Genomic DNA, 21,474 nt, shown 5'->3' on the forward strand with positions numbered 1-21,474 from the left:
ATATATACATACATAGTATTTATAATAATGATTCTATATTTTTAGATAGTGGTTATAGTAAAATATATGATGAATTAAAGAAGTCCTGGAATGAAGGCAGATTGAAAGATCTGATGGAGTATTCTTTAGAAGAAGGTATAGAAACGGTGAATTGTTGTGAAAAGAATTATCCTTATAAGTTAAAAAATTATGATGACTCTCCGGCAATTTTGTTTTATAAGGGAGATATTGATATTTTAAACAATGTGAGTATAGCAATAGTAGGAGCCAGAGATTGTAGTTTATATGGAAAAAATGCAGCTCTATTGATAGGTAGAGAGATTTCTGCAAATAATTTAAATATAATAAGCGGCATGGCAAGGGGAATTGACAGCTGTGCCCATAGAGCTGCAATTGAAAATGACGGGTATACCTGTGCTGTACTTGGTTCAGGAATAGATGTGGTATATCCTAGAGAGAGCAGGGGATTATATGAGGATATTTTAAAAAAAGGATGTGTGATATCTGAATTTATTCCCAAGACAAAACCTTATCCTTACAATTTTCCGATGAGGAATAGAATTATAAGTGGTCTAAGTGATGTGGTAATTGTAATTGAAGCTGGGGATAAGAGCGGGGCCTTAATAACTGCCGGTTGTGCTTTGGAACAGGGGAAAGATGTTATGGCTGTACCTGGTTCTATATTTTCCCCTAAAAGTAAGGGCGCAAATAATCTTATAAGAGAAGGAGCCTATGTATTTACCTGTATGGAGGATTTGTTTCAAATGCTGCCTGTAGAGTATACGAAGGAGAAATGCGTAAAAGACCATAGGTTAAATGCTGAAGAGGAAAAAATATGTAAAATTATTGGTCATATTCCCATACATATAGATGAAATATGCAGGGTAACTGATATTGACATAAAACGATTATATGAGTTATTATTTGAATTGCAATTAAAAGGTGAAATAATATGTCTTCAGGGAAATTATTATGCAAAAATTGAAGACAATCAAGATATTATCAAGTGATAGTTAGGTTCAGGTGGGGTTTACACAAGGAATACTTTTATCTATCTGAACTTTACAGGAACTTATCCAAATGCGCAGCAGTGCTTATGTCCATAATTACAAAGAAGGAGTATTAGCAAGCGTTTGGGTAAAATAAGGTATGGTTAAATAAGGGGGTGTAGACTCTGAATTAAGATATTCAGAGTGCGATATGGGACAAAAATTGGTTATAGTTGAATCACCAGCTAAGGCTAAGACTATAGGAAAGTATTTAGGAAAAAATTATGTGGTTAAAGCTTCTATGGGTCATGTTAAGGATCTTCCCAAGAGCCAATTGGGAGTTGATATAGATAATGAATACAATCCTAAGTATATAACGATAAGGGGAAAAGGGGAGCTTTTAGATAAGCTTAAAAGAGAGGCAAAAAAAAGTGAAAAAATATATTTGGCGACAGACCCGGATAGAGAGGGAGAGGCAATCTCCTGGCATTTATCTCATGTGCTTAAATTAAATGAAAGTGAAAAATGTAGAATAGAGTTTCATGAGATCACCAAAAATGCTATAAAAAGTTCAATAAAATCTCCGAGGACTATAAATATAAATTTAGTTAATGCTCAGCAGGCCAGAAGAGTGTTAGATAGATTGGTTGGATATAAAATAAGTCCGATACTTTGGAAAAAAATTAAATGGGGATTGAGTGCAGGAAGGGTCCAGTCTGTAGCACTTAAAATGATATGTGAGAGAGAAAAAAGCATAATAGACTTTAAACCTCAGGAGTATTGGACTATAGAGTGTGAACTTCATAAAAAAACCTCAGTTAAGTGTTTTAATGTGAAATTAACTACCTTTGATAAAAAGAAAATTGAGATTAAAACAAAAGAGGAGACGGATAAAATTATAAAGGATCTAGAGAAAGGACAGTTTATTGTAAATTCAATAAAAACTACATGTAAGAATAAGATGCCCTTACCTCCTTTTACTACTAGTACATTACAGCAGGATGCTTATAAGAAATTAAACTTTTCAACTAAGAGAACTATGGCTGTAGCCCAACAGTTATATGAGGGTGTGGATATAAAGGGTTATGGAACTGTAGGCCTTATAACCTATATGAGGACAGATTCGGTAAGAATTTCTAGGGAAGCTCAAGAGATTTGCAGAGATTATGTGATAGATAAATTTGGGAAAGAATATATAGAGGAAAAACCTAGAAATTTCAAAAGCAAGAAAAAAAACATACAAGATGCCCATGAGGCAATAAGGCCTACCTACATGGAAATAGAGCCTGATAGGGCTAAAGAGAATTTAAAACCGGAACAGTATAAGCTCTATAAATTGATATGGAATAGATTTCTGGCAAGTCAAATGGCTTCTTCAAAAATTGATGTTACTTCTATAAATATAGTAAATAGTAGATATGGACTTAAAGTAAGCGGATCCAGTGTTAAATTTGATGGGTTTATGAAAGTCTATGAATATGCAACTGAAGATGAAAGGGCAAATAGAGCACTGCCGAAACTTGAAAAGGGAGAACTGCTTTTTAAGAAATCTATAGAGGGCAAACAGCATTTTACACAGCCTCCAGCTAGATTTTCAGAAGCTTCTCTTGTAAAGACGCTTGAGGAAAACGGAATAGGAAGGCCCAGTACCTATGCACCGATTCTGTCTACGCTTTTGGATAGAAAATATATACAGAGGGAAAAGAAAACACTAATTCCTACTGAATTAGGGAATATAGTAAATAATATATTAAGTGAATATTTTAAACAAATAGTGGATGTGGAATTTACTGCTGAAATGGAATCCAAGCTGGATTCTGTTGAAGAGGGAAAAGATAATTGGAGAAAGGTAGTTGATGAGTTCTATAAACCGTTGAAAAAATCTATTGAGGTAGCAGAAAAAGAGGTCTCTAAAATTACAATAGAAGATAAGGTAACGGATATAAAATGCGATAAGTGTGGAAGAAATATGGTGATAAAGCATGGAAGATTTGGAGATTTTTTAGCGTGTCCGGGCTATCCTGAGTGTAAAAATACAAAGCCAATAGTTGAGGAATTAGATGTTGAGTGTCCTAAATGCGGAGGAAAGATTTTAGTTAAAAGAAGCAGGAAGGGCAGAAAATTTTATGGATGCAGCAATTACCCCAAGTGTGATTTTGTAAGTTGGGCTGAACCTGTAAAGGAAAAGTGTCCTGTATGCGGAAGTTATATGGTAAAAAAGTACAGTAAAGTTAAAGGAAATTATTTGGAATGCTCTAATTCAGAATGTAAATACAGACAATATAATGTTGAGGAAGGTAAAGAGGAAGGCAAAGAAATAAAAAAAGTGGATAGGGTTTAAAGTAGTTAAGTGGTTTAAGATATGATATAGTTTAATTATATTAGAAGATATGGTTGAATTATAATAATTGTTATGTTATCATAATTAATGTGTAAAGAATAATTCTAAATATTTTAAAAAATCTAAAACATTTAGAATTATGTAGTCTAAAGCTCTAGATAAAGATCTTTTTCACGATAATATAAAAAATATGACAAAATTGGAATTACAGTATTTATATAGATAAAATAAAACTAGTAGATACAAGGAGGATTATAAATGACATCACTATTAAACAAAACAAGAAAATTGAATAAGATACTACAAAAATCAGGAACAGAACCAGTAGTTTTTGACGACATATGTAAATTATTAAGTGAAGTTTTAGGCTGTAATGTTTACATTATAAGTAGAAAAGGAAAAATATTGGGATATAATTTCCCAGATGGTTTTGAGTGTGATACTGTTAAGGAAAAGGTAATAAGCGAAATGAGATTCCCTGAGCATTATAACAATAAGTTGTTAAATGCCCGCGAAACTCTTCCTAATTTGTCCAATCATGGGATCTGTGTTTTTGAAGATGGAAGCCCTTGTAATCTGGACAATAAGATCACCACTATAGTTCCTATAATTGGAAACAGAGAAAGACTTGGGACTTTGCTGCTGGCAAGTTTTGGGGAGAAATTTATAGATGAAGATCTCGTATTGGCGGAGTACAGTGCTACTATAATAGGGCTTGAGATATTAAGGGCCAAAAATGATGAGATAGAAGAAGAAGCCAGAAAAAAAGCTGTGGTTCAATTGGCAATTGGAACTCTGTCTTATTCTGAATTGGAAGCAGTGGAACATATATTCAGTGAATTGGATGGAAATGAGGGATTACTGGTAGCTTCAAAAATAGCAGATAAGGTGGGAATAACCAGATCTGTAATTGTAAATGCACTTAGAAAATTTGAAAGTGCAGGGGTTATAGAATCAAGATCTCTTGGTATGAAGGGAACCCACATCAAGATATTGAATGAAAAATTATTAGATGAATTGAAAAAAATAAAGTGATATGAATTAAAAAAATAATTTTTTTTATTGAATAGACATAGTCATTATGATATACTACAAAAGGTAGTAAAATACACACATTGTCTAATTCATAATAAGGTGCCTTTGGTCATTTATGAATATGAGGATAATGGAGGTAAAACCTAGGAGGGAAAAATAAATGTCAGTTATTTCTATGAAACAATTATTAGAAGCAGGTGTTCATTTTGGACATCAGACGAGAAGATGGAACCCTAAAATGGCTCCTTATATTTTTACAGAGAGAAACGGGATCTATATAATAGATCTACAGAAGACGGTGAAAAAAATTGAAGAGGCCTATGATTTCATAAAGAAAATTGCAGAAGAGGGAAAGGATATATTGTTTATTGGTACGAAAAAGCAGGCTCAGGAAGCCATTCAGGAAGAAGCAAAGAGAAGCAATATGTATTATGTGAATAATAGGTGGCTTGGTGGTATGCTTACTAATTTTGTCACTATAAAAACTAGAATAGGCAAATTAGAGGAACTGGAAAAAATGGAGGAGGACGGTACATTTGAGGTTCTCCCTAAAAAAGAAGTTATAAAATTGAAAAATAAGAAGGAGAAATTGGAGAAAAATTTGGGCGGAATTAAGAATATGGATGCCAAAAATGTAGGAGCATTATTTGTTGTTGATCCAAGAAAAGAGAGGAATGCTATATCAGAAGCTAAAATTTTGGGAATCCCTGTAGTAGCTATAGTTGATACAAATTGTGATCCTGATGAAGTGGATTATGTTATACCAGGAAATGATGATGCTATAAGAGCTGTTAAATTGATTACTTCTAAAGTAGCAGATGCTGTAATGGAAGGCAGACAGGGAGAGCAGTTAGCTGAAGAATAGTTTATATAATGGAATACAAGAGGATCAAATACAAAAATGTGAGAGGAGTTGAAAAAAGCCGCTATATGGCAAGTAATGAACATTGTAAGTCGGCCACATATTTTATGTTTTTAAATAGCGGAATATATTTATGATAACTGCACAAATGGTAAAAGAACTCAGAGAGAGAACTGGAGCAGGAATGATGAACTGCAAAAAAGCTTTGAAGGAAGCCAATGGTGATACTGAAAAGGCTATTGAAATATTGAGAGAAAAAGGGTTAGCTGCTGCAGCTAAAAAATCTGGTAGAATAGCTTCGGAGGGGTTGGTTAAAACCTATGTTTCAGAAGATGGAAAAACGGCATCAATAGTAGAGGTAAATTGTGAAACCGACTTTGTAGCAGTGAATTCGGATTTTGTAAGTTTTGTGGACAATTTAGCAAAACAGATAATCAGTTCTAATTCTTCTACCGTAGAAGAATTACTTAAGGAAAAATATATATTAGATGACAGTAAAACTGTGGGGGAAACATTAATAGCTCTGATTGCAAAATTAGGAGAAAATATGGCGGTAAGGCGATTTAAAAAGTTTTCTGTTTCCAAGGGATTAATTGAAAGCTACATTCACGGCGGGGGCAGAATAGGAGTCCTGGTGAAACTGGAGTGTGATAATCAAGACCATATTTTAAAAGAAGTTGCAAAGAATGTGGCTATGCAGATAGCTGCTACAAATCCATTGTTTTTAGATAAAAATTCAGTAGATGACAATACTCTAAATAAAGAAAAAGACATATACAGAGTTCAGGCATTAAATGAGGGGAAACCTGAAAAAATTGTAGATAAAATAATTATGGGAAAAATTCAAAAATATTATAAAGAAAACTGTCTGATTGAACAGATATGGGTTAAAGATTCCGATTTTACTATTGATAAATATATTAAGAATAAATCGAAAGAAATTGGTGCACCGATAAAAGTGTCTGATTTTGTTAGATTTGAAAAGGGCGAAGGAATAGAGAAGAAAGAAGAAGATTTTGCCGAGGAAGTTCGTAAGCAGATAGAGAGTAAATAGTAACTGAAAAGAGAACACTGGGTGTTCTCTTTTTTTAAGATGTGAAAAAACTGTAAATTTTAAGTTTCACTTTATGATAATTTGGAGGTATAATATATATGAGTTTAGCTAAATACAAGAGAATAATGCTTAAACTTTCAGGAGAAGCTCTCGCTGGGAAAAAGGGCTATGGAATAGATTTTGGTGTGACGAAAAATATAGCTATTGAGATAAGAGAGCTTATATCCATGGGGGTATCAGTGGGAATTGTAGTTGGTGGTGGAAATATATGGAGAGGCAGAAGCGGAATAGGGATGGACAGGACAACAGCTGATTATATGGGAATGCTTGCTACGTGTATAAATGCACTGGCACTTCAGGATTCACTTGAAAATTTAGGAGTGACTACGAGAGTACAGACAGCTATAGAGATGAGAGAAGTGGCTGAGCCTTTTATAAGAAGAAGGGCAATGAGACATTTGGAAAAAAATAGGGTTGTTATATTTGCAGCAGGTACTGGAAATCCTTATTTTTCAACAGATACTACAGCATCGCTTAGAGCAGCGGAAATAGAAGCAGATGTTATACTCCTTGCAAAAAAAGTAGACGGTGTATATGATAAGGATCCACATAAATACAGTGACGCAAAAAAATTTGACAAATTAACTTATATTGAAGTACTTGAGAGAGGACTTCAGGTGATGGATTCTACAGCTACATCCCTTTGTATGGACAACAATATACCTATTTTAGTATTTGGTCTAGATGATCCGGAAAATATAAGAAAAATTGTGGCTGGAGAAAAAATTGGTACTATTGTTTGCAAAGAATAAAAGAGGAGGTATTTTATATGATTAAGGATACTTTGAAAAGTGCAGACGAGAAAATGGGGAAAACTATAGAATCTTTAAAAAGGGAACTAGCTTCAATGAAAGCTGGGAGAGCTAATCCTGCCATACTGGATAGAATAGAGGCAGAATATTATGGGACAATGACTCCTATAAATCAAATGGGGAACATATCTATTCCAGAGGCCAGAATGCTTGTAATACAGCCGTGGGATAAAAATGCATTAAAAGCTATAGAAAAGGCAATATTAAAATCGGACCTGGGTATAAATCCATCTAATGATGGGGAAGTTATAAGGCTTATAATACCTGAGCTGACAGAAGAAACCAGGAAGGATCTGGTTAAGAAGATAAAAAAACTAGGGGAAAATGCTAAAGTGAGTATAAGAGCAATAAGAAGAGATGGTAATGATAAGTTGAAGGCACTTAAAAAAGAAAATGATATTTCGGAGGATGAAATAAAAAAAGCTGAAGTGGAAATCCAAAAGAAAACTGACAGTTTTATAAAAGGTATAGATGGTATAGTTGAAGAGAAAGAAAAAGAAGTTATGTCGTTATAATAATTTTTAAAAACCTGCCTATAGCAGGTTTTTTATGAAAACTAAAATTAGTAATAGTAATGAATGGAGACATACTTATGTTAAGATTTTTTAATGATGGTAGAGAAAAAAAATATAAAAACGAAGATATATCTATTGATTTAAATAATATTCCAAAACATATAGCTATCATTATGGATGGAAACGGAAGGTGGGCCAAGGAACGAAATCTTCCGAGAGTAATAGGACATAAAGCAGGAGTGGAAACTATAAGAGAGATTGTAAAGGAGTGCAGTATTTTAAAAGTAAAATATCTTACATTGTATGCTTTTTCCACTGAAAATTGGAAAAGACCTAAAGATGAGGTAAGTGCACTTATGAATATCCTAGCAGAGTATTTAAAAAAGGAATTTAAGGAATTAGACGATAATAACGTGATAATAAATTATATAGGAGATATATCCAGATTGCCGAATATATGTCAGAAGGAACTTGTTGCATGTCATAAAAATACTGAGGACAATACTGGGTTGACCTTGAACTTGGCATTGAATTACGGTGGAAGGGATGAAATAACTAGGGCCTTTAAATTGATCTATGAAGATATAAAGTCCAAAAAAATAAATGAAGAGGACATAAATGAGAATATGATAGCAAATTATATGTATACTAAGGGTATGCCTGATCCTGATCTCATAATAAGACCCAGTGGAGAACAGCGCTTGAGTAATTTCCTCCTGTGGCAGTGTGCCTATTCGGAATTTTGGTATTCCAATATAAAGTGGCCGGATTTTAGGAAGGAACACCTTTATAAGGCTATTTTTGATTATCAAAATAGAGACAGAAGATTTGGTGGAGTGAAGTGATTTTCATCAGATGATGAAAATTTTTAACACAGCCCAAAATCAACATTGATTGTGAATTGTATATGGAGGTGGATAAGTGAATAATAGATATTTAGGAGCAGTTACACTCATACCCTTTATTCTGATTTTATTTTTAGGTGGAATTTATTTAAAATATGGAATTATGATCATTTCACTTATGGGAATGTATGAGTTTTACAAGGTGATAAAGGGAAGAGGCATAAATGCCATAAATATAATAGGATATTTACTCTGTATAGCGTATTATGTTACTTTAGGTACTGAGGCAAACTATAAATTTGTGTTTTTTACCATAATTGTTTCAATGTTTATGTTATTGTGTATTCCTGTTTTAGATACGGAGTATAATTTTATAGATGTAGCCTGTACTGTATTTGGATTTTTATATGTATCGTTGTTTTTTAGCTCTATGGTTTTGGTTGACAATATGTCTTACGGAAGATATTTTGTATGGATTATCGTTATATCTGCCTGGGGATGTGATACGGCTGCTTATTATACAGGCAGATTTTTAGGCAAGAGGAAACTTTGTCCCAAGGTAAGCCCCAAGAAAACTGTAGAGGGATCTATTGGAGGAATATTGGGAAGTGTGATTATATGCACTCTGTTTGGATTATTTGCCCTTAAAAGGGGTGTGCCAATGACATTACATAATTATGTTGCAATGGGAATTTTATGCGGTTTTTTTTGCCAGTTTGGCGATTTAACTGCCTCTTCGATAAAGAGATATGTAAAAGTGAAGGACTACAGCAATTTAATACCCGGGCATGGAGGCATTTTGGACAGATTTGATAGCATACTTTTTTCAGGAGTAATAGTATTATATTATTTAATGTTTATAGCTTTTATTTAAGAGGGGAAGTATATTTTATGTACTTCTCTATTATTTATTTTATAAGATAAATATGGTATAGTTAAACATGTTAAAATCTTGTTCAACTTATGGTTGTGATTTGATAAGGAGTTGTTATTTATGAAAAAAATTTCAATACTTGGGACTACGGGTTCTATAGGAACTCAAACCCTGGATGTATTGAGAAAAGATAGAGAAAATTTTAAGCTTATAGGGATCTCGGCAAATAGCAATGTGGAAAAGCTTTTGAAAATAGTGGAGGAGTTTAAGCCATTATATGCGGTGGTAACTCAAAAGGAAGCTTATTTAAAATTTAAAGAATATTTTAGGAATAAAAATGCGAATTTAGAAATATTATTTGGTACAGAAGGATTGAATACCATAGCAAGCTTGCCGGAAATTGATATGGTGGTGACTTCAGTGATGGGAATGTCAGGACTGGTTCCAACTATAAGAGCCATTGAAGCGGGAAAAGATATAGCATTGGCGAACAAAGAGACTCTAGTTGTAGGTGGGGAACTGGTTAAAAAGCTAGTGAAGAAAAATAATGTGAATCTGATTCCTGTGGATTCAGAACACAGTGCTATTTTCCAGTGCCTTCAAGGAAATGAAGACAGTGATATAGAAAAAATACTCATAACTGCTTCTGGCGGACCTTTTAGAGGGAAAAACAGAAAAGAGCTTTTGAATGTTACTGTTCAGCAGGCATTAAGACATCCAAAATGGCATATGGGAAAGAAAATCACTGTAGATTCTGCCACACTTATGAACAAGGGATTGGAAGTCATAGAAGCACACTGGCTTTTTGATTTACCTTATGAGAAAATAAAGGTAGTAGTTCACCCTGAAAGTATTGTCCATTCCATGGTAGAATATAAAGACGGAAGTGTTATAGCACAGCTTGCCAGTACAGATATGAGACTCCCTATCCAATATGCCTTATATTATCCTAAAAGAGGTGAACTTGTAGTGGATAGGTTAAACTTCTATAATTTAAAAAATTTGACTTTTGAAAAACCTGATATAGATACTTTTAAACCATTGAAATTGGCTTATGAAGCTGGGAAAATTGGTGGAACAATGCCAGCTATATTGAACTGTGCAAATGAAGAAGCTGTAGAACTTTTCCTTTTAAATAAAATTAAATTTTTAGATATAGGCTACATAGTGGAAATGTGTATGAATAAATTTCCTCCTAAAAATAATTTTCAATTGGAGGATTTACTTCATATAGAAATAAAAGTTAAAGAATATGTAAAAACTAAGTTTGGTAGATAAGAAATATGATTAGGAGGAATAAATTTGTATATAATAGCAGCCATAATTGCCTTTGGGGTATTGATTATAATTCATGAATTGGGACACTTTATAATGGCAAAACTAAATGGAGTAAAAGTTGAAGAGTTTTCCATAGGTATGGGTCCCAGGGTTTTTGGAATAAAGGGAGGAGAAACAGAATATTTAATAAAGCTGCTTCCTATTGGCGGTTACGTAAAAATGCTTGGAGATGAAGGTAAAAGTGATGATCCAAAGGCTTTTAACAATAAGAGTCCCATTAGGAAACTCAGTGTTGTAATAGCTGGGCCCATAATGAATTTCATACTGGGGATTGTTTTGTTTGCAATTATAGCTTCTGCCAGGGGATATGTATCCCCGGTGGTAAAGAGCACAATATCGAATGAACCGGCAGCTATGGCGGGTATTAAAGCTGGTGACAGGATAACCAGAGTAAATAATTCTAAAATTTCAACTTTTGAAGATTTTGTAACTCAAGTGTATACTGCAGGTGGAAATCCCATTAAGGTAACTTATGAGAGAAAGGGAGTCCCAAATCAGGTTATGTTAACTCCGGTCAAGGATAAAAAGGAAAACAGGTATATGATTGGGATTGAGGGAACATTGGTAACCAGCCCTAATATTGGGCAATCCATATCCTATGGATTTATAGAAACTAAATCACTGATAAAGCAGACATTTACTTTTTTTAAGATTCTATTTAGAGGCAAGGCATCAATGAATGATGTGGGCGGCCCCGTAACTATAATAAAGATATCTGGGGCAGCGGCAAAAGCTGGTATACTGAGTTTGCTTGCTTTCTCAGCTTATATAAGTATACAACTGGCTATATTTAATATAATACCATTTCCAGCACTGGATGGGGGATATATATTCTTGTTTTTATTTGAAATAATAACGGGAAGGAAAGTAGATGACAATAAGGTTGGAATGATAAATTATGTGGGATTTGCCATACTGATGGCGCTTATGGTTCTTGTGACAGTAAAAGATATACTTTACCCTGTACAATTTTAGAAAATCGATCTGCCATCTGGGGGTGAAATAATGAAAAGACTGAAAACTAGAAGAATAAAAGTTGGAAGTATATTTATAGGTGATGATTTTCCTGTGGCTGTGCAGTCAATGACTAATACGGACACGAGAGATGTAGAAGCTACCGTAGCTCAGATAAGTGAATTGAAGGGGAATGGATGTGACATAGTAAGATGTGCCGTTCCTGATGAAGAAGCTAGTAACGCACTTAAAAGGATAGTGGAAATGGTGGATGTACCCGTTGTAGCTGATATACATTTTGATTACAGATTGGCTCTTGATTCTATAGAAAATGGGGTTTCAGCTCTTAGGATAAATCCCGGGAATATTGGTGATATATATAGAGTGAAAGAAGTGGCCAAAGAGGCTAAAAAGATGAAAATTCCCATTAGAATAGGAGTAAACTCTGGATCCTTAAAAAAAGACATATTGGATAAGTATGGGAAGGTATGTGCAGAAGCCCTTGTGGAGAGTGCATTGGAACATGTGAGAATACTGGAAAACGTGGGATTTTACGATATAGTCATATCCATAAAATCCTCTAATGTAGCTCAAATGGTGGAAAGTTATAGAAAAATATCTAAAATTGTAAATTATCCACTGCATTTAGGAGTAACTGAGGCAGGCACTGTCTGGAGGGGCACTATAAAATCAGCTGCTGGGATAGGGACTCTTTTGATGGAGGGTATAGGAGACACCATAAGGGTGTCTCTTACTGGAGATCCGGTAGAGGAAGTGAGAGTAGGGAAGGAAATATTAAAGTCCTGCGGCCTTTTAAAAGAAGGGATTGAATTCATATCATGTCCTACCTGTGGTAGAACAGAGATCAATTTAATCGAAATAGCTAAAGAAGTAGAAAATAGGCTTTCAAATGTGCGTAAAAATATAAAAGTAGCTGTTATGGGATGCGTGGTAAATGGCCCGGGAGAAGCAAGGGAGGCAGACATAGGCATAGCTGGCGGAAAAGGAGAGGGACTCATATTTAAAAAGGGAAGTATAGTTAAAAAAGTAAAAGAGAAGGATTTGGTAGATGCCCTTATAGAGGAAGTAGAAAAACTCTGATTATGTGCTTTATATTTGTATTATGAATTGTGAATTGTGAATTGTGAATTGTGAATTGCATAAGGGGGGGTGAATGATGAGCCTTGATATTATGAAAATATTACAGAAAGATTTGGATTATGACTACAATACTTTGGAACAAAATATAGAACTTTTGAAAATACAGTATTTAAGGAAAAGTAATAAATTAAAAGTAGTAGTGAGATCCAGGGAAAATTTAAATAAAGATGTACAGAATAAAATAAAGAGTATAGTCAATAAGAAACTTGGAAGCTTTTTCAATATTGATCTCGTATGCTATAGAGATATATCTAATGTGTCTTTAAAGGAAATAAGTGAAAATTATTGGATTCAGCTGGTGGATGTTATAAGTTCCTATGTACCTATGTGTAGGGAATTTTTATTGAAATCCTCTAGAAAAGTAGAGAAAGATACAGTTAAAATTTACAGTGGAAATGAATTTATATGCGGACTCCTGAAAAATAAGAGTATAGAAAAGCTTATGACCAGGAGTATTAGAGATATATTTGGTGTAAGCTGTTCTGTAATATTAAATTATGATGAAAAGCTAAATTCAGAGAGCTATTTGGAGGAAAGTGAAAAAAAAGAAAAAAAATACATAGAGAATATCTTGAATTATCGGGAGAGGGAAAATAAAAAGTACAATAATATGCAAAAATTCAATCAGGATTTGAAATATAAAAAAAATTCACAGGGGAATACTGTATCAAGCAGCGGTATTATTATAATTGGAAAGAGTATAAATGGGGATATTACTGATATTAGAAATATAACAGAAGTTTCTAAATCAGTTATTATAAAAGGTGAAATATTTAAGAGAGAAATTATAGAAACTAAGACTGGAAGAAAGATAATTGCTTTTTACATAACAGATTATACCAGCTCTATTATTGTAAAGCTCTTTCCAAAACCTAAAGATGTAGATAGAATAGTGGATGAGGTAAAAGAGGGGCTTTTTTGTATGGTCAGAGGAGAGGTCGTAAATGATATCTATGCCAGGGAATTGGTGATAATGGCCAGAGACATAATTAAAACTCAAAAAAAGATAAAAGAGGATAATGCTCCTAAAAAGAGGGTGGAACTTCATCTTCATACGCAGATGAGTGCAATGGATGCAGTTAGTTCTGCTTCAAGTCTTATTGAAAGGGCGGCCAGATGGAATCATAGAGCTATTGCTATAACTGATCATGGAGTAGTTCAGGCTTATCCGGAGGCTATGGAAGCTGCAAAAAAAAATAATATTAAGGTGATATATGGTATAGAATCCTATCTGGTAGATGACGGAGTGCCTATTGTTATAAATGGCGAAGGTAAAACTTTGGATGACACCTATGTGATTTTTGATATTGAGACAACAGGTTTTTCCAGTATAAATGACAGTATAATAGAAATAGGAGCAGTTAAGGTGAAAGATGGAAAAGTAGTTGATAAATTTAGTGAATTTGTAAATCCAGGAAGAATTATACCGGGCCGTATTGTGGAACTTACAGGAATTACGGATGAAATGGTGGAAAAATGTCCTAATATAGAGGAAATTTTACCTAAATTTATGGAGTTCATAGGAGATTCTATAGTTGTTGCCCATAATGCCAGCTTTGATGTAGGATTTATAAAGAAGAATTGTAATGATCTGAATTTGAAATTTAAAAATCCAGTTATGGACACTATCCCTCTTTGTAAGTTTTTATTTCCTGAACTCAAAAAATTTAAGTTAAACATAGTGGCAAAGCATCTGGGGATATCTCTTGAAAACCACCATAGGGCAGTAGATGATGCTGGAGCTACCTGCGATATACTTTTAAAATGCTTTGAAATTTTAAGGGAAAGAAATATTTTAAGTCTTGACAGGTTAAATGAGGAATTTTTAAAAAATATAGATGTAAAAAAACAAACTATGTATCATCTCATAATATTGGTTAAAAATCAAACAGGACTTAAAAATTTATATAAACTTGTATCAGAATCCAACTTGAGTTATTTTTTCAAAAAGCCCAGAATGCCCAAAAGCCTGATAATGAAATATAGAGAGGGCCTTATAATAGGCAGTGCCTGTGAGGCAGGGCAGGTATATAAGGAAGTTCTCAGTGGCAAAAGTGATGAAGAATTGAAGGATGTGCTGGATTTTTATGATTATCTGGAAATACAGCCTGTAGGAAATAACATGTTTCTTGTAAGAGAGGGTTTGGTTAAGGATAAAGATGAATTAAAAAATATAAACAAGAGAATATGTGAATTAGGTGAGAAAAATAATATGCCTGTAGTGGCTACCTGTGATGTGCATTTCATGGATCCTGAAGATGAGGTGTTCAGGCGCATAATAATGTCAGGCCAGGGTTATTCTGATGCTGACAATCAACCTCCCCTCTATTTTAGAACTACGGATGAAATGCTCTCTGAATTTGAATACCTGGGCAGGGAAAAAGCAGAGGAAGTAGTTGTGGAAAACACCAATAAAATTGCGGATATGATAGGAGAAGTAAAGCCTATACCGGATGAAACCTTTCCTCCTAAAATCGAAGGGGCGGAAGAACAGATAAAGGACATGACACTAAAAAAAGTTCATTCTATTTACGGAGAAAAGCTTCCTGAAATCGTGGAGAAAAGATTGGATAAGGAATTGAGTTCTATAATAAATAACGGGTATGCAGTGCTCTATTTAATTGCAGAAAAGTTAGTGGCAAAATCCTATAAAGACGGCTATTTAGTCGGTTCAAGGGGTTCGGTGGGTTCTTCTCTTGTTGCGACTATGTCGAATATTACAGAAGTAAACGGACTTCCGCCTCACTATGTTTGCCCAAAATGTAAATATAGTGAATTTTTCACAGATGGCTCTGTAGGCGCAGGTGTTGATCTGCCAGACAAAAACTGTCCCAGATGCGGTGAAAAACTTAAAAAGGATGGCTATGACATACCTTTTGAGACATTTTTAGGATTTTCAGGAGATAAAGAGCCGGATATAGATTTGAATTTTTCTGGAGAATATCAGCCTGTAGTTCATAAATATACGGAAGTGTTATTTGGAGAAGGGCACGTGTTTAGGGCAGGCACTATAGGTACCATAGCTGAAAAGACAGCCTATGGATATGTAAAAAAATATTTGTCAGAAAAGAATATAATTGTCCCCCAGGCTGAAATAGAGAGACTTACCAGGGGATGCACGGGAATAAAGAGAACTACAGGACAGCATCCAGGAGGAGTCATGGTAGTTCCAAGCGACAATGAGATATATAATTTCACCCCTGTGCAGCATCCGGCGGATGACAATGACACGGATATAATAACAACCCATTTTGATTACCATTCCATAAGTGGAAGACTTTTAAAGCTGGATATACTGGGGCACGATGATCCTACGGTGCTTAGGATGCTTCAGGATTTAACGGGGGTTGATCCAAAGAGTATACCTCTTGGGGATCCTAAGGTAATGAGCTTATTTACATCACCGGAAGCACTGGGAGTTACAGAGGAGGAGTTGGGCTGTCCGGTAGGAACTTATGGATTGCCTGAATTTGGAACTAAATTTGTAAGGCAGATGCTGCTGGACACCCATCCTAAAACCTTCTCGGATTTAGTGAGGATATCTGGATTGTCTCATGGTACCGATGTGTGGATAAATAATGCCCAGTACTATATAAAGGAAGGATACACAACTCTTAGGGACTGTATAGCCTGTAGGGATGATATAATGATGTATCTAATTCACAAGGATCTTCCTGCAAAGACAGCTTTCACCATAATGGAGAAAGTAAGAAAGGGGAAAGGGCTTAAAGAGGAGTATGAAAAGGAAATGAAGGAACATGGTGTTCCCGACTGGTATATTGACTCCTGTAAGAAAATAAAGTACATGTTTCCTAAAGGTCATGCTGTGGCTTATGTCATGATGGCTGTTAGAATAGCATATTTTAAAGTGTATTATCCCAAAGCGTATTATGCCACTTATTTTACCGTAAGGGCAGATGAATTTGATGCTGATATTGTGGCTCAAGGGGAAGATGCCATAGAGAAAAAGAGAGATGAACTCTATGGGATGGGAAATAATGCAACTCAAAAAGACAAAGGACTCATTACAATATTGGAATTGTGCTATGAAATGTACAAGAGAGGCATAAGATTTTTGAAGGTGGATTTGTATAAATCCAGTGCAGATAGATTTTTGATAGAGGAGGAAGGGATAAGAATTCCAATAAATGCCCTGGCCGGTGTTGGGGAAAGTGCAGCTAAAAACATAGTGGAGGCCAGGGAAAAGGGAGAATTTATATCCAAGGAGGATTTGAGAATAAGAGCAGGGGTTTCCAAAACTGTAATAGAGACACTGGATAGATATGGAGCTTTAAGAGGAATGCCTGAAACCAATCAACTCTCTCTATTTGCATAGATTCTATAATTTAAATAGAAACATATATAATTTTTCTTGAAATAAAGAATATAGTATGTTAAAATAAAAATGGTAAATCTACAGAAGCTATTATGACATAAAAGAGTGGGTTTGAACCCGCTCTTTCTATTTGTAAAAAACGCAGCGAAAGTTGCGTTTTTAAATTACAAGTAACAAACAACATTTTTTAAAAGGAGGATTTTAAGTGAGAGAAAATGCCTTAGCGGAAAAAATAATGAAATTTGTGAAACCTGTAGTCAGTGATCTAGGTTATGAACTATATCATTTGGAATTTAAAAGAGAAGGAAAAGATAATTATTTGAGAATATATATAGATAAAAAACAGGGAAACATATCATTGGAAGATTGTGAAAATGTAAGTAGGACAGTTAGTGATATACTGGATAGGGAGGATCCCATAAAAGTTTCTTATTATCTGGAAGTTTCATCACCAGGCATTGAAAGGATACTTTATACAGATGAACATCTGAAAAGGTATATTGGATATGATGTGGTGGTGAATATACAAGGACTTTTAAAAGGTAAGAAAAAATATGATGGAAAACTTTTAGAATTTAATCAAAGTCAATTGAAAATTGATTGTGGGGATGGAAATACAGTTATTCCTAGAGAAAAAATTTCGACTGTAAATTTAAAAGGTGATGTTTAAGGGGAGGTATATTTTAAAATGAATAAAGAGTTTATAGAAGCCTTAAGAGAAATAGTAAGAGAAAAGGGAATAAGTGAAGAGCTATTGTTTGCCACCATAGAGGATGCATTAGTTGCTGCCTATAAGAAAAATTATATGGGGCATGGAGTAAACAATCAGAATGTTAAGGTTACTATGAATAGGGAAAATGGAGAAATTCATGTGTATTCCCAAAAAAATGTAGTGGAAGAATTGAAGGATGAGATTAGTGAAATGAGTTTAGAGGATGCAAAACAATTGGATCCAAACTATAATATAGGTGATACAGTTAATATAGAAGTTACTCCGAGAAAATTCGGGAGGGTAGCTGCACAGGCAGCAAAACAGGTGGTTATCCAGCGAATAAAAGAGGAAGAGAGAAGAATTATATACAGTGATTTTGCAGAAAAGGAAGAGGATATGATAACGGGGACTGTTATAAGGAAAGATAAGAACAACGTTCTTATTGATTTGGGGAAGACAGAAGCAGTTCTTGGCCCCAATGAGCAGATACCTGGTGAAAAGTATAATTTTAATGATAAACTTAAATTGTATATTGTAGAGGTTAAAAACACTACAAAAGGTGCTCAGATTGTGATATCAAGAACTCATCCGGGACTTATAAAAAGACTGTTTGAACTTGAGGTACCTGAGATATTTGATGGGACTGTTGATATAAAGTCTATTGCAAGAGAAGCAGGTTCTAGAACAAAAATTGCTGTACATTCCAGTGATGAGAATGTAGATCCTATGGGAGCTTGTGTTGGACCCAAGGGAGTAAGAGTTCAGAATATAGTAAATGAGTTAAAGAATGAAAAGATAGATATAATAAAGTGGAGTAAACTTCCAGAAGAATATATAGCCAATGCACTTAGTCCAGCTAAGGTTTTGGATGTGACTTTGGATGAAGATATGAAATTTGCACAGGTTGTAGTAGATGACAATCAATTGTCTTTAGCCATAGGTAAGGAAGGGCAAAATGTAAGACTGGCAGCGAAACTTACGGGATGGAAAATAGATATAAAAAGTAAATCTCAGGTAGAACCGAAAGATGAAGAAGATAAGTTTACTGTGGAACCTGAGAATGGGGAAATTGATTCCTGAATGTTTGAACTTTAAAATAGAGGTGATATGTATATGAAACAAAGAAAAATTCCTAAGAGAATGTGCACAGGCTGTATGGAGATGAAACCTAAAAAGGAATTGATAAGAATAGTAAAGAACAAAGAAGGTGAAGTTTCCGTAGATCCTACTGGAAAGAAAAATGGTAGAGGAGCTTATATATGTAAAGATATTCAATGTCTTGAAAAAGCCTTTAAAAACAATAGGCTTCAAAAAAACCTTGAAGTGCAGATAGATGAAACTTTATATAATAGTTTGAGGGAACAGATAGAAAATAGCAGGTAAATTTCTTGATTGGGGTATGGGTAAAGTGTGCAGGAGAGATTGTAGAGAGATATAATAAGGGGAGAAAACTTTGTTAAACTTGTGGAAAAATGAGAGACTTTAGTTTCGGAGGTGAAGGATTTGTCAAAAATAAGAATTTATGAATTGGCTAAAGAATTAAATATATCCAGTAAAAAATTAATTGAATTATTGCTAGAAGAATTTGGGGTAAAAGTAAAAAACCATATGAGTGCTATAGAAGAAGAAGATGCAGATTTAATTAAGGAATTTATGGAAGAAAATAAGGAGGAAGGAGAGGAAGGAGAAGAAAAAGAAAAGGACAAAAAGAATGATTTGACGAATAAGAAATCCCATAAACGCGGAAATAAAAATGGAAATGCTAAAGAGGTTAATAAAAAAGATGACAGGCAAAAAGAAAAAGGTTTAAAAAATGAGGACTTACAGGAAAGTATAAAGATAGAAGATACTATAACTGTGAAAGAGTTTTCTGAAAAAATAGGTAAGCCTTCTACAGAAGTCATCAAACAGCTTATATTTATGGGGGTAATGGCAGCTATAAATGAGGAAATAGATTTTAATACAGCAAAAAAATTAGGTGAAAAATTTAATATAACTGTACTTAGAGAGGAAAAGGATATAGATAAAGAAGCAGTAGAGCAGGAAGATGAAGAGGATGAGGATACCAATCTAGAAAAAAGACCTCCTATTATAACTGTTATGGGCCATGTGGATCACGGCAAGACATCTCTTTTGGATGCCATAAGAAAATCACATGTAACTGCTACTGAAGCGGGAGGAATAACACAGCATATAGGTGCCTATACTGTTAATATAAATGGTGAAAAAATAACTTTCCTTGATACTCCAGGACACGAAGCTTTTACTGCAATGAGAGCCAGAGGGGCTCAAATTACAGATATAGTTATTTTGGTTGTAGCGGCAGATGATGGAATAATGCCACAAACTGCAGAGGCAATAAATCATTGCAAGGCTGCAGATGTACCTATAGTTGTGGCTATAAATAAAATAGATAGGCCAGGAGCTAATGTCGATAAAGTAAAGCAAGGTCTGACAGATTATGATTTGATACCTGAGGATTGGGGAGGAAATACAATATGCATACCAGTATCTGCTCATACTAAAGAGGGAATTGATACATTACTTGAGATGGTACTTTTAACAGCAGAAATGCTGGAACTAAAAGCAAATCCTCACAGAAATGCAAAGGGAACTGTCATAGAGGCGAAGTTAGATAAGGGAAGAGGAGCTGTTGCCACTTTGTTAGTTCAAAATGGAACACTTCATATAGGAGATTCTGTAATAGTAGGCAATACCTACGGGAGAATAAGGGCCATGTTTGATGATAAGGGAAAGAAAATCAAATCAGCAGGACCTTCCATTCCAGTGGAGATACTTGGATTATCTGAAGTACCAGCAGCAGGAGACAGATTTCATCAGGTCAAAGATGAAAAAACTGCGAGGGATATAGCAGGAAAGAGAAAACAAAAGGTGAGGGAAGAATATCTTCAATCCACTCATAAGGTTTCACTGGAGAATTTATATAGCCAGATAAAAGAGGGAAAAGTAAAAGAGCTTAATGTAATAGTAAAAGCGGATGTACAAGGTTCTATAGAGGCACTAAAACAATCTCTCCAAAAACTTTCCAATGAAGAGGTAAAAGTCAGAGTAATACATGGGGCAGTTGGAGCTATAACGGAAACAGATGTGACCCTAGCTGCAGCTTCAAATGCCATAATAATAGGATTTAATGTGAGACCTGATATAAATGCACAGAATGCCGCTGAAAAAGAATCCGTGGATATAAAAACTTATAGAGTAATATACGATGCCATAGAAGATATAAAAGCTGCTATGGTAGGAATGCTGGAACCTGACTATAAAGAAGTAATACTTGGGAAGGCAGAGATTAGGCAGACTTATAAGATATCCAATGTGGGAACTATTGCAGGCTGTTATGTAGTTCAGGGAAAAGTAGTGAGAAACTCTAAGGTAAGGATAATAAGGGATGGTATAGTTATATTTGAATCAGAACTTGCCTCTTTAAAGAGATTTAAGGATGATGTAAAGGAAGTTGCCGAAGGGTATGAATGCGGTCTTTCAATTGACAAATTTAATGACATAAAAGAAGGAGATATAGTAGAAGCTTATGCTATGGAAGAAGTCAAGAAAAAACAGTTATAGA

Annotated in this window: 17 protein-coding genes; all 17 read left to right on the forward strand. The window is 34.5% G+C overall.

The features are described from left to right. Positions 1-1,010 (forward strand): DNA-processing protein DprA (gene dprA / locus J5G60_RS02475; RefSeq protein ID WP_150356457.1); only part of this gene is annotated, 1,010 nt, incomplete at its 5' end. Between the two features lie 190 nt (positions 1,011-1,200). Further along, the gene (gene topA, locus J5G60_RS02480; RefSeq protein WP_150356456.1) at positions 1,201-3,330 is read left to right on the forward strand and encodes a type I DNA topoisomerase; all 2,130 of its coding nucleotides are present in this window, start codon (positions 1,201-1,203) and stop codon (positions 3,328-3,330) included. 258 nt (positions 3,331-3,588) lie between these two features. Beyond that, positions 3,589-4,365 (forward strand): GTP-sensing pleiotropic transcriptional regulator CodY, encoded by a 777-nt coding sequence (codY, locus tag J5G60_RS02485; RefSeq protein WP_150356455.1) that lies wholly within the window; start codon positions 3,589-3,591, stop codon positions 4,363-4,365. A gap of 160 nt (positions 4,366-4,525) precedes the next feature. After that, positions 4,526-5,230 carry a 30S ribosomal protein S2 gene (gene rpsB / locus J5G60_RS02490; protein WP_150356454.1) on the forward strand — a complete coding sequence of 235 codons (705 nt, stop codon included), beginning with the start codon at positions 4,526-4,528 and terminating at the stop codon, positions 5,228-5,230. A gap of 130 nt (positions 5,231-5,360) precedes the next feature. Beyond that, positions 5,361-6,281, forward strand: coding sequence for a translation elongation factor Ts (gene tsf / locus J5G60_RS02495; protein ID WP_150356453.1), 921 nt, complete (start codon positions 5,361-5,363; stop codon positions 6,279-6,281). Positions 6,282-6,379: 98 nt separating this feature from the next. Then, positions 6,380-7,093 (forward strand): UMP kinase, encoded by a 714-nt coding sequence (gene pyrH, locus J5G60_RS02500; protein WP_150356452.1) that lies wholly within the window; start codon positions 6,380-6,382, stop codon positions 7,091-7,093. 17 nt (positions 7,094-7,110) lie between these two features. Further along, entirely contained in the window at positions 7,111-7,668 is a 558-nt protein-coding gene (frr, locus tag J5G60_RS02505; protein WP_150356451.1) for a ribosome recycling factor, read from the forward strand. 77 nt (positions 7,669-7,745) lie between these two features. Continuing rightward, positions 7,746-8,513 carry an isoprenyl transferase gene (locus J5G60_RS02510; protein WP_150356450.1) on the forward strand — a complete coding sequence of 256 codons (768 nt, stop codon included), beginning with the start codon at positions 7,746-7,748 and terminating at the stop codon, positions 8,511-8,513. Positions 8,514-8,589: 76 nt separating this feature from the next. Then, positions 8,590-9,387, forward strand: coding sequence for a phosphatidate cytidylyltransferase (locus tag J5G60_RS02515; protein WP_150356449.1), 798 nt, complete (start codon positions 8,590-8,592; stop codon positions 9,385-9,387). A 120-nt stretch (positions 9,388-9,507) separates the two neighbouring features. Next, a complete protein-coding gene (locus tag J5G60_RS02520) occupies positions 9,508-10,665 on the forward strand; it encodes a 1-deoxy-D-xylulose-5-phosphate reductoisomerase (protein ID WP_150356448.1) in 1,158 nt (385 codons plus the stop codon). Positions 10,666-10,689: 24 nt separating this feature from the next. Beyond that, positions 10,690-11,700, forward strand: a complete 1,011-nt coding sequence (gene rseP / locus J5G60_RS02525) for an RIP metalloprotease RseP (protein ID WP_150356447.1) — start codon at positions 10,690-10,692, stop codon at positions 11,698-11,700. A gap of 30 nt (positions 11,701-11,730) precedes the next feature. Further along, positions 11,731-12,780 (forward strand): flavodoxin-dependent (E)-4-hydroxy-3-methylbut-2-enyl-diphosphate synthase, encoded by a 1,050-nt coding sequence (gene ispG, locus J5G60_RS02530; protein WP_150356446.1) that lies wholly within the window; start codon positions 11,731-11,733, stop codon positions 12,778-12,780. 76 nt (positions 12,781-12,856) lie between these two features. Next, positions 12,857-17,176: a PolC-type DNA polymerase III gene (locus tag J5G60_RS02535; protein WP_150356445.1), complete on the forward strand. Its 4,320-nt coding sequence runs from the start codon at positions 12,857-12,859 to the stop codon at positions 17,174-17,176. 205 nt (positions 17,177-17,381) lie between these two features. After that, positions 17,382-17,846 carry a ribosome maturation factor RimP gene (rimP, locus tag J5G60_RS02540; protein ID WP_150356444.1) on the forward strand — a complete coding sequence of 155 codons (465 nt, stop codon included), beginning with the start codon at positions 17,382-17,384 and terminating at the stop codon, positions 17,844-17,846. 18 nt (positions 17,847-17,864) lie between these two features. After that, positions 17,865-18,968, forward strand: coding sequence for a transcription termination factor NusA (gene nusA, locus J5G60_RS02545; protein WP_150356443.1), 1,104 nt, complete (start codon positions 17,865-17,867; stop codon positions 18,966-18,968). 33 nt (positions 18,969-19,001) lie between these two features. Next, positions 19,002-19,271: an RNase P modulator RnpM gene (gene rnpM / locus J5G60_RS02550; protein WP_150356442.1), complete on the forward strand. Its 270-nt coding sequence runs from the start codon at positions 19,002-19,004 to the stop codon at positions 19,269-19,271. A 120-nt stretch (positions 19,272-19,391) separates the two neighbouring features. Beyond that, positions 19,392-21,473: a translation initiation factor IF-2 gene (gene infB, locus J5G60_RS02555; RefSeq protein ID WP_150356441.1), complete on the forward strand. Its 2,082-nt coding sequence runs from the start codon at positions 19,392-19,394 to the stop codon at positions 21,471-21,473. The last annotated feature ends 1 nt before the right edge of the window (position 21,474 follow it).

The organism is Clostridium sp. HV4-5-A1G (assembly GCF_900184915.1).
GTDB lineage: Bacteria > Bacillota > Clostridia > Clostridiales > Clostridiaceae > Clostridium_B > Clostridium_B aromativorans.

Excerpts from the sequence above, each read along its gene's own strand:
- frr (WP_150356451.1), top strand. The coding sequence starts at position 7,111 with ATGATTAAGGATACTTTGAAAAGTGCAGACGAGAAAATGGGGAAAACT.
- J5G60_RS02510 (WP_150356450.1), top strand. The coding sequence starts at position 7,746 with ATGTTAAGATTTTTTAATGATGGTAGAGAAAAAAAATATAAAAACGAA.
- J5G60_RS02535 (WP_150356445.1), top strand. The coding sequence starts at position 12,857 with ATGAGCCTTGATATTATGAAAATATTACAGAAAGATTTGGATTATGAC.
- ispG (WP_150356446.1), top strand. The coding sequence starts at position 11,731 with ATGAAAAGACTGAAAACTAGAAGAATAAAAGTTGGAAGTATATTTATA.
- rnpM (WP_150356442.1), top strand. The coding sequence starts at position 19,002 with ATGAAACAAAGAAAAATTCCTAAGAGAATGTGCACAGGCTGTATGGAG.
- J5G60_RS02520 (WP_150356448.1), top strand. The coding sequence starts at position 9,508 with ATGAAAAAAATTTCAATACTTGGGACTACGGGTTCTATAGGAACTCAA.
- pyrH (WP_150356452.1), top strand. The coding sequence starts at position 6,380 with ATGAGTTTAGCTAAATACAAGAGAATAATGCTTAAACTTTCAGGAGAA.
- nusA (WP_150356443.1), top strand. The coding sequence starts at position 17,865 with ATGAATAAAGAGTTTATAGAAGCCTTAAGAGAAATAGTAAGAGAAAAG.
- topA (WP_150356456.1), top strand. The coding sequence starts at position 1,201 with ATGGGACAAAAATTGGTTATAGTTGAATCACCAGCTAAGGCTAAGACT.
- tsf (WP_150356453.1), top strand. The coding sequence starts at position 5,361 with ATGATAACTGCACAAATGGTAAAAGAACTCAGAGAGAGAACTGGAGCA.
- rpsB (WP_150356454.1), top strand. The coding sequence starts at position 4,526 with ATGTCAGTTATTTCTATGAAACAATTATTAGAAGCAGGTGTTCATTTT.
- codY (WP_150356455.1), top strand. The coding sequence starts at position 3,589 with ATGACATCACTATTAAACAAAACAAGAAAATTGAATAAGATACTACAA.